11 protein-coding genes are annotated in these 12,639 nt (G+C 42.6%); 5 read left to right on the top strand and 6 right to left on the bottom strand.

Features of this window, described 5'->3' with window-relative positions; translation table 11 throughout:
* Window positions 1–112 precede the first annotated feature (112 nt).
* Entirely contained in the window at window positions 113–1,120 is a 1,008-nt protein-coding gene (locus BM378_RS02070; RefSeq protein ID WP_074988461.1) for an alpha/beta fold hydrolase, read from the top strand.
* A gap of 110 nt (window positions 1,121–1,230) precedes the next feature.
* Here the strand turns inward: BM378_RS02070 and katG are convergent, their stop codons facing one another.
* On the bottom strand, window positions 1,231–3,408 hold the full coding sequence (gene katG, locus BM378_RS02065; RefSeq protein ID WP_074988460.1) for a catalase/peroxidase HPI: 2,178 nt from the start codon (window positions 3,406–3,408) through the stop codon (window positions 1,231–1,233).
* A gap of 262 nt (window positions 3,409–3,670) precedes the next feature.
* On the opposite strand from katG, the gene BM378_RS02060 reads away from it, so the two are divergent.
* Window positions 3,671–3,928 carry a hypothetical protein gene (locus BM378_RS02060; protein WP_036972519.1) on the top strand — a complete coding sequence of 86 codons (258 nt, stop codon included), beginning with the start codon at window positions 3,671–3,673 and terminating at the stop codon, window positions 3,926–3,928.
* 63 nt (window positions 3,929–3,991) lie between these two features.
* Here the strand turns inward: BM378_RS02060 and BM378_RS02055 are convergent, their stop codons facing one another.
* Window positions 3,992–5,365: a GAF domain-containing sensor histidine kinase gene (locus BM378_RS02055; RefSeq protein WP_074988459.1), complete on the bottom strand. Its 1,374-nt coding sequence runs from the start codon at window positions 5,363–5,365 to the stop codon at window positions 3,992–3,994.
* 273 nt (window positions 5,366–5,638) lie between these two features.
* On the opposite strand from BM378_RS02055, the gene BM378_RS02050 reads away from it, so the two are divergent.
* Window positions 5,639–6,529, top strand: coding sequence for a tetratricopeptide repeat protein (locus BM378_RS02050; RefSeq protein WP_036972521.1), 891 nt, complete (start codon window positions 5,639–5,641; stop codon window positions 6,527–6,529).
* 133 nt (window positions 6,530–6,662) lie between these two features.
* Here the strand turns inward: BM378_RS02050 and BM378_RS02045 are convergent, their stop codons facing one another.
* The 4 genes from BM378_RS02045 to BM378_RS02030 all read right to left on the bottom strand — a co-directional run bounded on the left by BM378_RS02045 (window position 6,663) and on the right by BM378_RS02030 (window position 10,536).
* Window positions 6,663–7,481, bottom strand: a complete 819-nt coding sequence (locus BM378_RS02045) for a nuclear transport factor 2 family protein (protein WP_074988458.1) — start codon at window positions 7,479–7,481, stop codon at window positions 6,663–6,665.
* A 71-nt stretch (window positions 7,482–7,552) separates the two neighbouring features.
* The gene (locus BM378_RS02040; RefSeq protein WP_036972964.1) at window positions 7,553–8,293 is read right to left on the bottom strand and encodes a ferredoxin--NADP reductase; all 741 of its coding nucleotides are present in this window, start codon (window positions 8,291–8,293) and stop codon (window positions 7,553–7,555) included.
* A gap of 312 nt (window positions 8,294–8,605) precedes the next feature.
* A complete protein-coding gene (gene deoD / locus BM378_RS02035; RefSeq protein ID WP_036972525.1) occupies window positions 8,606–9,307 on the bottom strand; it encodes a purine-nucleoside phosphorylase in 702 nt (233 codons plus the stop codon).
* Window positions 9,307–10,536 carry a phosphopentomutase gene (locus tag BM378_RS02030; RefSeq protein WP_036972526.1) on the bottom strand — a complete coding sequence of 410 codons (1,230 nt, stop codon included), beginning with the start codon at window positions 10,534–10,536 and terminating at the stop codon, window positions 9,307–9,309. The genes deoD and BM378_RS02030 overlap by 1 nt, the downstream gene beginning before the upstream one ends.
* A 191-nt stretch (window positions 10,537–10,727) precedes the next feature.
* Here BM378_RS02030 and udk point away from each other — a divergent pair, with 191 nt between their 5' ends.
* Window positions 10,728–11,357, top strand: coding sequence for a uridine kinase (udk, locus tag BM378_RS02025; RefSeq protein ID WP_036972527.1), 630 nt, complete (start codon window positions 10,728–10,730; stop codon window positions 11,355–11,357).
* An 18-nt stretch (window positions 11,358–11,375) separates the two neighbouring features.
* Window positions 11,376–12,599, top strand: coding sequence for a NupC/NupG family nucleoside CNT transporter (locus tag BM378_RS02020; protein WP_036972529.1), 1,224 nt, complete (start codon window positions 11,376–11,378; stop codon window positions 12,597–12,599).
* Window positions 12,600–12,639: the final 40 nt, after the last annotated feature.

Below are 12,639 nucleotides of genomic sequence, written 5' to 3'. Positions count from 1 at the left end.
GATAAGTTTCATGGCTGCATTGCGCGGTATTTTTTCGTGGCATTTATATTATAAATTTAAAGCAGGGATGATACGCTGGAGACACTTTTTTAAAAAATGGTGGGAAAGGATAATGGTATTATTACGCGTAATATTAATCTCAGCAGTAGCGCTGTTTAACGTAAGTTCGGTGCTAGCAAATAATGAAAAACTCAGTTACGACGCTGAGTTGAGTACGTACTCGTACGACTACCCTGTTAAGTTTTTTAACCTGTCTTCTCAACAATCTTCTTTAAAAATGGCTTACTCATATTTAAAACCTAAGGGTGATAAGCCTACCGTTGTACTTATGCATGGTAAAAACTTTAATGGTCATTACTGGACATCGACAGCGAAGTATTTAAATGAAGCGGGCTATGGTGTTTTAATCCCCGATCAAATTGGTTTTGGTAAGTCATCAAAGCCTAAAGATTATCAGTTTTCGTTCCCTGCCCTTGCCAATAATACGCATCAATTAATTACGTCGTTAGGTATAAAACGCCCAATTGTTTTGGGGCACTCTATGGGTGGAATGCTGGCAAGCCGCTATGCATTAATGTTTCCTGAGCAAGTGCGAAAACTTATTTTATTGAACCCGATTGGGCTTGAAAACTACCTTAGCTATGTTCAATACAAAGACACTGATTTTTTCTATGATCTTGAGCTTGGTAAAACACCCGAGAAGATCATTGCCTATCAAAAACAAAACTATTATGACGGGAAATGGAATCAACACTATGAGCAACTTACGCACTTTTTGAGTGGCCAAATTCAGGGGCCTGATCATGAGTTAATGGCATGGGTTAATGCTAAAACCTATGACATGATTTTTACTCAGCCGGTTATTACTGAGTTCGACCAATTTAAAATGCCTGTTGCTTTAATTATTGGTACTCGCGATAGAACAGGTCCTGGCCGTAACTGGAAAAAGCCGGGTGTAGAATACCAACTTGGTCGCTATGACGAGCTGGGTAAAACGGCCACTAATCTCATTCCTACTGCGCACTTAATTGAACTAAAAGACATTGGTCACTTGCCTCATATTGAAAATTTTGAGCTATTTAAAAAGGCGATGAATAAAGCGTTAGCCTTTAAAGAATAACGCTCATAATGTGCGTATTTTTGATATGCAAGCGATGCTTACGCTTTAATAATATTGCTATAAAAAAGGCCACAGCAATGCTGTAGCCTTTTGATATTTATTAACTTAAATTAAAGATCAAAACGGTCAGCGTTCATTACTTTCACCCATGCGTCGACAAAGTCGTGTACAAAACGTGCTTTGTTATCGTCTTGTGCATAAAACTCGGCGTATGCGCGTAAGATTGAGTTTGAACCAAACACTAAATCAACCCGTGTTGCAGTCCATTTAGTAACGCCTGTGCTGCGCTCAATTATGTCGTAATAACCTTTGCCTATTGGTTTCCACGTGAAGGCCATGTCGGTTAGGTTTACGAAAAAGTCGGTGCTGAGTGTGCCTACGTTATCGGTGAATACACCGTGCAAAGTCCCCTCATAATTAGTGCCAAGTACACGCATACCACCCACAAGTGCTGTCATTTCTGGTGCCGTTAAGCCCATTAATTGCGTGCGCTCTAACATGAGCTCTTCTGCTGATACTGCATACTCTTCTTTAAGCCAGTTACGGAAACCATCGTGTATTGGCTCAAGCACGTCGAACGACTCGGCGTCGGTCATGTCGTCAGTTGCATCACCTCGCCCTGGTGCAAATGGTACGGTTACATCGACCCCTGCAGCTTTTGCTGCTTGTTCTATTGCTGCACTGCCACCTAGCACGATTAAATCGGCAAGGCTTACTGGCTTGCTTAAATCTGCTTGAACCGACTCGAGCGCACTGAGTACGTTGGCTAAACGTTTTGGCTCGTTGCCTTGCCAATCTTTTTGCGGTGCTAGGCGAATACGTGCTCCGTTTGCGCCACCTCGGTGGTCTGAACAACGATAGGTGCGGGCACTATCCCACGCGGTAGTAATAAGATCGGCTTGGCTTACGCCACAATTCAGTAACTTGGTTTTAAGCTCGCTAATTTCGCTGTCTGTTAGCGTGTAATCGACCGCTGGGATCGGATCTTGCCAGATCAGATCTTCATTCGGTACATCGGCCCCTAAATAACGAGACTTAGGCCCTAAATCACGGTGCGTTAACTTAAACCATGCACGCGCAAACACATCGCTGAAGTATTCAAAGTCGTCGTTAAAACGCTCGATGATCTTGCGATACGTTGGGTCCATTTTCATCGCCATATCGGCGTCGGTCATAATTGGGTTTAAACGAATAGAGGGATCTTCAACATCAACCGGTTTGTCTTCTTCTTTAATGTTAATAGGTTCCCACTGCCACGCACCTGCTGGGCTCTTTTTAAGTTCCCAGTCGTAGTTAAGTAGTAAATAACAATACCCGTTATCCCACTTAGTTGGGTGCGTTGTCCATGCGCCTTCGATTCCTGATGTCATGGTATCGCGGCCAATGCCACGCGAGGTATGGTTGTTCCACCCTAAGCCTTGTTCATATACATCAGCGGCTTCTGGCTCTGGGCCTACATTTGCTTCGCTGCCATTACCATGCGTTTTACCCACCGTGTGACCACCGACGGTAAGCGCTGCGGTTTCTTCGTCGTTCATTGCCATACGAGCGAATGTTTCGCGCACTTGCTCTGCCGTTTTAAGTGGATCGGGGTTACCGTTTACACCCTCTGGGTTTACGTAAATTAAGCCCATTTGTACCGCAGCCAATGGGTTTTCCATGGTGTTTGGTTTTTCTACATTGCTGTAACGTTCATCACTCGGAGCGAGCCATTCTTTTTCGGCTCCCCAGTAGATGTCTTTCTCTGGATGCCAAATATCTTCGCGGCCGCCCGCAAAACCAAAGGTTTTTAAGCCCATTGATTCGTACGCCATGTTACCGGCTAGAATCATTAAATCGGCCCAAGATAATTTGTTACCGTATTTTTTCTTAATAGGCCAAAGTAAGCGGCGTGCTTTGTCTAGGTTGGCGTTATCGGGCCATGAATTTAAAGGTGCAAAACGTTGGTTACCTGTGCCACCGCCACCACGACCATCTTCTAAACGATACGAACCAGCAGAGTGCCATGCCATGCGGATCATTAAGCCACCATAATGGCCCCAATCAGCTGGCCACCACGGTTGGCTTTCGGTCATGAGGTTTTTTAAATCGGTTTTTACAGCTTCAAGGTCGAGAGATTTAAATGCTTCGGCATAATTAAAGTCTTTGCCGTATGGGCTTGTTTTGCTGTCGTGTTGATGAAGAATGTCGAAGTTTAGCGCGTTAGGCCACCAATTTGTGTTTGATTGAGCGGTGACTGTGTTACTACCATGCATTACCGGGCATTGACCCGTTTTTCCATTACTCATTTTTTGCTCCTTATAAGCTAAAATGTGACGAAATATTTTAAATCTCAATTAAATGCAGTTTCGCCATAAAAGGGTTTTTCTGTTAGTTATGAATCACTAATCAGTTAGAAGTTCCCGTTATTTAGAACTATAGGAGTTGTATGAAAATAATGCCAGACCCCAAACGCGACTTTAAATCGATTGCTCTGATAGAAAAATCTGATTTGTGTTAACAGCGAAAGTCGACCATTTTATAAGGGTATTAATTAACAGTGAGTCCCATATGAAAACCATTAATCCTGATGTTGCTAAACAATTAAGTATTAACTTTTTCATCGCCAATTTGCCAATACTAGTATTAACGGGGATCATCGCTGCCTCTATCGCAGGACTGGCTTTTAGAAGCCCATTACTATTTTGGCTCGTGCTTATTGTTACGCCATTCAGTATTAATTATTTATATTCAAAAAGACGTATCAAACAATTTTGTAAAGACAACCGCTGCGATGATGTGTCATGTCTTGGTAAACACACTGATTAAATTTTAATTTTATTACCCTGTCACCAGATTATTTTCACTCCATTTAGTCTATTTTTTAGTTAGTTAGGCTATTTTCATCGGTAATTTAAAGGTTGCAGCAACACCTTGGTCTAGCTCGCTCGCTATACTCACCTCGCCTTGCAATGCTTGGGTTGCAAGGTTATAAACAATTGACATACCAAGCCCACTGCCTCCTGTACCACGTTTGGTGGTGAAAAAGGGTTCAAACACTTTATGTATTACCTCTGCGCTCATGCCGTGGCCGTTATCTTTATAGCACAGTGTGTATGTGTCGTTTTCGTGGTTAACGGTCACTACTATATCAATGTGATTTTGCTGACGGCCCGTAAACCCATGCACACAACTATTATTCACCAAGTTTAATATTATTTGACTTAAAGCCCCGGGCACGGTGATCAGATTAAGATCATCGTCGCACTTTATGGTCACTGTAACGTTATGACCGCGGGTCAGCGGCATTAAACTGTGCACTATGTTTTCGAGGTAATGCTTAATGTTTGTTTCAAGTAAATTAAGTGAAGACTGATCAACGGCGGTCTGTTTAAAGTCACTAATCAGCTTTGCAGCGCGCTCAAGGTTAGTGAAAGATATTTTAAAGCATTCATTTAAATGGTTCATACCATCAATAAGCGCAGCCTTTGTTAAGGTGTTTGACTGGACAAGCTTATCGAGTTCGGTGAGTTTATCTTTTGCAGAGCTATTTGCCGTGACGGCGATGCCAATAGGCGTATTAACCTCATGCGCAATGCCGGCAACAAGATTACCTAGCGATGCCATTTTTTCGGATTCTATGAGTTTTTCTTGGGTGTCTGTAAGCTCTGTTAAGGTTTTTTCGAGTGTACGAGTACGTTCTGCAACCCGTTGCTCTAATAGTTGATTTGAGCGCTCTAATTCAGCGTTGATGCGTTCATTTTCTTGCGCCGATAGCGCACGCCCATATAAATCGGCTAATGCCCCGATAAATGAACACTCATCTTCTGTCCATTGGCGTTGTCCACCAATGTGTTCACAGCAAAAAATACCTATCATTTTGCCTTTATAACGAATGGGAGCATCAAGCATCGCACCAATATTGAGGGGAGCAAGGTAACTTTCGCTAAATTCCGATGTTGCAGGGTCTGTGTGAGCATCAACAGCGGTAATGGTGCGCTGGGTATCGAGGGCTTTAAAATAAGCAGGATAAGCATCACGAGGCAATACGATCATTTGGATCTCTTTGTCGTTTTCTCTGTCGAGTAGCAAACGACATTCAATCGCGGTGTTTTCTTTATTTAGTAACCATATTCCTGCCCGACCAATTTCAAGGCCATCAAGTACAGCATTTAGAATTAAGCGTTCAGCTAATTCAACATTACCACTATCAAGATCCGAAGACATTGATACGCCGTAAAGCAGTTGGACTAGTTGTTGGCGCATTACACTCACCTTTTAGTTGCAGGACACCTTAAGTCTAGACGAACATAGAAAATCTGAGATATCAAAAATTACTTTTTAGAAACTCTTTTAGTATTAAGTAGTTGTTCAGATTAAAGTGGCTATATTGTACCTAACTCCTGTTGATACCCCCTACAACGTTATGTTGTTTAAGCAGTTTGACCAGCTCTATTTTGAGCTGGTTTTTTTTTGCCTAGTCCACACAGGCCTCGCATGTTAAAGTTACTTTAGAATTCACTAAACAATGAATATGTCATGCGTTATACCTTAATTTTATTCACCTTTTTAATGAGCTTTAGTCACTTTGCCAAGGCTCAAACAGCACAAGAAAACAGCCCTGCCTTAACCGAAGCAGAGCAACAACAAGCACTCGATAAACTGCAAGAGCCTATGTATAAGCCTTTGTTAGAGCGCTATATTCTTGATGAGCTTAAAGCGGTACGCCAAGATCAACAAAAGCTGCGTGAAGATGTAACAAAACAAGTTACTCATACCCAGTTAGATACTGCCGACCGTGCATTAACTTATACCACCGACACCATTAACAATGTGTTTTTCATTATTACTATTACGGCATCTATTTTAGTTTTAGTTGGTTGGAACTCATTACGTGATGTAAAAAATAAAGTAGAAGACATTGTAAATACGCGAGTGAGTGCAATTACTAAAGAATACGAAGAACGCTTAAAAGTACTAGAAGAAAAGCTACGAGAGCGCTCTGAAGAAATTTTAACGAACCAGAAAAAAATCTCGATCACCAACGAAGTACACTCTTTGTGGATGCGTGCGAATTTAGAAAGTGATGTAGCTAACAAGATTGAAATTTTTGATGAGATTTTAAAACGTAAACCTGAAGATGTAGAAGCAATCGCGTATAAAGCCGATGCACTATTAGAAATTAATCAAACAGGTGAAGCGATTGAATTGTGTAATCAAGCACTCGAAATGGACAGTGATTATGGGTATGCCTATTGGCAACGTGCCTGTGCTTACGCGCTGTTACACAAACATGCTGATGCGATGGCTGATATTCGTATGGCCCTTGAGTACTCGCCAAACTTGCGTAATGAGTTATTACACGAAAGTGCATTTGCAAGCTTACACGATAACGAAAGCTTTAATTCGTTATTAAATGAAACGGCTTAAGCAGGTTCGAGCAACGAGTTTCGAGCAACGGGGTTCGAGTAGCGAGGTTCGAGCAGCGCGATTCACTTTTATACTAAATAAATTTTACGCCTACCATTCAACAAAAAAGAGCAGCTCAGCTGCTCTTTTTTACTTAACGGAAGAATAACACCTTGGTTATTTTGCCATTCTCAATTTGGTAACTGGTCACAAACTCAGAACGTTTATCCACTACATTGGGGTCTTGTGAGCAAGTTTCTGATAACTCGTGATCAATAACAATGTTGCCAAGCACAATGCGTTTTATAGGCGATGACTTAATACACTTCAATTTTTTAAACATAATGCCGTAACGCGCAATCAGTTTTTCCTTGCCTGTGAACATTAACTCATTAGGAAACGCATAAAACTCAACATTCTCATCGTACATTTTAATAAATGCTTCAATATTACGCGCATTATAAGCCGCTATCACTTGCTCAATAACCGCCATAGACTCGCGAGATTGACGCGCTTTCTCTTGCTGTTTAGCCGTTAACGCTTCTTTAGCTTGGTTAACTGCTTTTTCGGCCTCTGCGACAGCTTCTTGCTTTGCTTGTGCTGTTTTTGGTTTTTCTGCTGGTACTGGCGTTTGTGTACCAAGCACTTTGCTGTCATCAACCTGAGCTGCTGCTTTTTGTTCTTCAGCAACGACTTTAGGTTGCGCTGTTTCTGTTGTTACAGGCTCTTGCGGGTTATTAACGGCTTGCTCTGTTGTCGTTTGTTGGTCTGTCTTTAAGGCGCGGGTGTCTGTGTGGGTTGCTGTTGTGTTGCCTTCAATAAATTCTAAGGCTGGCACTGATTTTTCTGTTTTTTGCTCGCTTTTCGTTTCTTGTTCAGCTTTTGTTTGTGGCTCGGCTTTTTGGGCAGTTTCGTCACTTGCAATAGACTGCCATGTGAATAATAAACTAATTGCAAAAAATAACGGTTTCATACTTTTCCTAAATGCATCATTCCTGATTTGAGGCGCTAAAGTAGCAAATTCTCGCTGTTAGGCATAGTCTTTTACCAATACTGCTCAACGGTTATCTGCCCAGGCTCGCGGCGACGGTTGCGACTAAAGCCAAGCTCTAACAAAATTGCCGTGGTGTCTTTTACCATTTCGGGGTTACCGCAAATCATAAATTGAGCCGTGTCTGGATTAACGTGTTTGCCAGTGACCTCAAATAAACGATGATCTTTTATAACGTCAGTGATCCGGCCATTAAACCCGACTGATGCTGACTCTCTGCTGACTACGGGCGAATAGTGAAGATTAGGGTTTTGCTTTTGCAAGGCGGCAATACGCTGTTGATAGCTTAGGTCTTCGTTTAAACGCACACCATGCACTAAATGCACGTGCTCAAACTTTTGCCACACATCGCCTTGCTCTAAAATTGAAATAAATGGCCCAAGCGCGGTGCCCGTACTAAGCATATACAGTTGCTCGCTACTCGGTACTTCGTCTAGTGTAAAAAAGCCCGTAGCGCGGCGTTCAATGGTCACCGAATCCCCCGGTTTTAATTGCGCTAACTGCTGAGACAGTTGACCGTCTTCAACATTTATTAAATAAAACTCAAGATCAGGGTTGTCTGGTGCATTCACATACGAATAAGCGCGTGCTACCCGTTTATCACCCACTTGCATCGCTAATTTAGTAAACTGGCCCGCTGTAAATGGCTCGACATCTGCATTCACTATTAGGCTAAATAGCGAGTCGGTCCACCATTTTACGTCTTTAACCTTCGCTTCAATCCAATTAGACATACGCATCCTCGAGTTATGTTCCTTTATTAAAGGTGGCAAGGATTGGTAGTGGTGTCAATGGGCATAGTAAGAAGTTTTAAAATACGCGATACGAAAAAGATAATACACGTTAATAGGCTAGGCAAACTCGCTACGACCGTTTCGCAGCTGACTAGTTTTTGTTGATTATTTGCTGGCTATCCCTTTTAAATTAATACATTACACACGCATAAAAAAAGCCGCATAAATGCGGCTTTGAGGTTAGTCTCACTTCACTTTGGGCGTGTCTCCAAATTTCAGTGAATACGTTACCAAGGAACTTTTTTAATGTAATTAAATTGATTCTAAAGCAATTTTAACCATTTCGTTAAAGGTGCTTTGACGCTCTTCACTCGGCGTTGCTTCTCCGGTGATCACGTGATCACTTACGGTAAATAGTGCCATAGCTTTTGCGCCATACTCGGCTGCTACGCCGTACATGCCTGCTGTTTCCATATCAACGGCGAGTACGCCTAGTTTGTCGAGCTCTTGATAGAATGTGTTATCTGCTTGGTAGAATGTATCTGTTGTGAATACATTACCTACTTTTGCTTCGATACCTAGCTCTTTCGCAGCGTTTACGCCATTAAGTAGTAAACCAAAATCAGCAATAGCGGCAAAATCGTAACCACGCACACGTGCACGGTTTACGTTTGAGTCAGTGCTTGCACCTTGTGCAAAGATAACGTCGCGAATTTTAATATCGCTACCAATACCGCCACAGGTACCAATTCGAATTAGATTTTTAACGCCATAACTAACAATCAATTCACGGGCATAAATTGACATCGATGGAATACCCATCCCAGAACCCATAATACTCACTGGCTTACCTTTGTAGGTACCGGTAAAGCCATACATATTACGAACGCCTGTTACTTGTTTTGCGTCATCTAAAAAGTTTTCAGCAATGTACTGTGCGCGCAGTGGATCACCCGGCATTAATACCGTTTCTGCAAATTCGCCTACATTGGCACTGATATGAGGAGTACTCATTATTGGTTTCCTTTTTTGTTCGCTAATAGCTCATCTTTAAAGCCATCACCGTATTCAAGTGCAGGCAGATTAAACCACTGGGCAAGGGTTTGACCTATGTCTGCAAAGCTAGCTCTTTCACCAAGCGGGGTGTTTGTCATTCCCGGTTGGTAGGCAAGTACTGGCACATATTCACGTGTGTGGTCAGTACCCGCTGCGGTTGGATCACAACCGTGATCAGCGGTAATGATAAGTACATCATCACTCTGTAGCTGATTTAAAATAGTCGGTAAGTAATCATCAAACTCTTTTAACGCTGTGGCATAACCCACTGCATTACGGCGATGACCGTACTTTTCATCAAAATCAACTAGGTTTGTAAAAATCAAACTATGGTCCGGAGCCGATGCTATCACCTCTGAGGTTTTCTCAAGTAGGTTCATCAGGCCCGGCGCTTTGTGTTTTTGGGTAATGCCTTGGTGTGCATAGATATCGGCAATTTTGCCAATACTGATCACTTCACCGCCGTCTTGCGATAATTTATCAAGCAAGGTTGGCGACGGTGGTAACACCGAATAATCACGACGATTACCTGTGCGGGCAAAATCATCGCGGTTAGAACCCAAAAATGGCCGCGCAATCACTCTTCCTATGTTCATTTCATCAAGCAGCGCCCGTGCGATTTCGCAAACCTGATAAAGTTTCTCCAGTCCAAATGATTCTTCGTGCGCGGCTATTTGAAACACGCTATCAACTGAGGTGTAGCAAATCGGCATGCCGGTTTTCATATGCTCTTCACCCAGTTGTTCTAAAATGGTGGTTCCTGAGGCATAACAGTTACCTAAAATGCCAGGAATACCCGAACGAGCAATTAGCTCGTCAACAAATTCTTGCGGAAAACACGGCTGTGTATTAGGGAAATAACCCCAATCAAATAACACAGGAACGCCCGCCATTTCCCAATGACCAGACGGTGTATCTTTACCGCTTGATAACTCTTTAGCATAACCCCACGCACCTGTTGGCGCTTGACGGTCACTGACTAAACAAGGCTCTTTACCTGCAGCTTCACATGCATCGGCTAACCCTAAACGCGTTAAATTAGGCAACGCTAAATGCTCACCCGTTTCGTCTGCATAGGCTTTCAATAGATGAGCAAAGGTATTCGCGCCTACATCACCAAACTTCTCTGCGTCAGGTGCTGCGCCAATTCCTAGGCTATCTGCCATTAAGATGATTGCTCTTGCCATGGGTACCTCGTTATCAATGTGTGAATACTTTATATGCTCTTTGAATTTTTGGTACAGGACATAAGTCCTGTTTCATTAAACGGAAACATTATAAATTTGCGTCCTTAAGCGAAGCAAAAGAGATTAATCGTGTCTTTTTTGCTATTGTGATCTACCTAACAATGTTTCCTTCTGTGTGGGCGAGAACTTTAGTGACACGAACAATTATAGCTATTGCTGGCGCATCTGCGTCGGGCAAGTCTCTTTTTAGCAAGACAATTTATAACGAATTAGTCAGTGAGCTTGAACCGGGCGCGATCGCAGTGATCGAAGAAGATGCTTATTACAAGGACCAGTCGCATTTACCGTTCGACCATCGAACGCAAACTAATTACGACCATCCTGATGCTTTCGAGCATGAACTTTTACATGAGCACTTGCTTCAATTACGCGCTGGTAACTCTGTAGAAGTACCTACTTACGATTATGCAATGCATACACGCAGTGATGAAACACGTCGTGTTGCACCTGCAAAAGTGCTCATAGTCGAAGGTATTTTATTATTGAGTGATCCGGCACTTCGAAAAGAATTTGATATTAAGGTGTTCATTGATACACCGTTAGATATCTGCCTTATGCGCCGTATGCAACGAGATATGGAGCAGCGTGGCAGAACATTACAGTCCGTTGTTGAACAATATCAAGCGACAGTGCGACCTATGTTTTATCAGTTTATTGAGCCATCAAAGCACAAGGCTGATTTAGTGGTCACACGCGGCGGTATGAATCGCGTTGCGATTGATATAATTAAAAGTAAAATAAAATATTTACTGCAACAATAACAACGGGAAACAGTCAGTATGACAACATTTATGAGCTTAGTAGGCATTGTTGTGCTACTAGCCATTGCATTTGCGGCATCAACAAACCGTAAAGCAATAAATTTAAGAACAGTCGGCATTGCCTTCTTGCTACAAGTATTAATTGGTGGCTTTGTCTTGTTCTTTGAGGTGGGTAAAAACGTACTGGCAAGTATGTCTAAAGCCGTTTCTTCAGTCATTGGCTATGCAAATGACGGGATCAGCTTTTTATTTGGCTCACTCGCATCGCAAGATACCTTAGGGTTTATTTTTGCGATTCAAGTATTGCCCGTTATTGTGTTCTTCTCAGCGCTGGTCGCTGTGTTGTACCACATAGGGGTGATGGATTGGATAATTAAAATTCTTGGCGGTGGTTTACAAAAACTATTGAAAACCTCGCGTCCAGAATCGCTTTCTGCAACCGCCAATATTTTCGTTGGCCAAACAGAGGCACCACTGATTGTTAAACCGTTTATTGCCAGTATGACTAAGTCAGAGCTGTTTGCAGTGATGGTGGGTGGCCTAGCAACCGTAGCAGGTTCTGTTATGGCGGGTTATGTGACAATTGGTGTAGAGCTCAAATACTTAATTGCGGCCAGCTTTATGGCTGCACCGGGTGGTTTCTTAATGGCAAAAATGATTGTGCCAGAGACTGAGACCCCTAAAGAAGATTTAGCCGATTTAGACGTGCAAGAAGAAAAGCCCGTTAATGTCATCGATGCTGCGGCGTCAGGTGCCGCAAACGGGATGCATTTAGCGCTCAATGTGGGTGCAATGTTACTTGCTTTTGTGGCGCTTATTGCACTTCTAAATGGTTTATTAGGCGGTATTGGTGGTTGGTTTGATCACCCAACATTAACGCTACAAGAAATTTTAGGTTATGTATTTGCCCCAGTTGCCTGGTTATTAGGTGTACCGTGGAGCGAAGCCGTAATCGCAGGCAGTTTTATAGGTCAAAAGGTTGTAGTTAACGAATTCGTTGCTTACCTCGACTTTATAAATTATCGCGATACGTTAAGTGCGCACACACAAGCGATTGTCACATTCGCGTTATGTGGGTTTGCTAACTTATCATCGATAGCAATTTTACTAGGTGGATTAGGCGGTATGGCGCCTAGTCGGCGAAAGGATATCGCACGCTTAGGGCTCAGAGCAGTGTTAGCAGGATCTATGGCTAACCTCATGAGTGCAGCAATTGCAGGTTTTTTCCTCTCGCTAGCTTAGAAACTTAATGAGATGAGCCGTAGTTGCAAAACAATAGGAT

The organism is Pseudoalteromonas lipolytica, from assembly GCF_900116435.1.
Classification (GTDB): Bacteria; Pseudomonadota; Gammaproteobacteria; order Enterobacterales; family Alteromonadaceae; genus Pseudoalteromonas; species Pseudoalteromonas lipolytica.
Note: the sequence above shows the minus strand (reverse complement) of the source record. Positions and strands in the feature narration are given on the sequence as shown.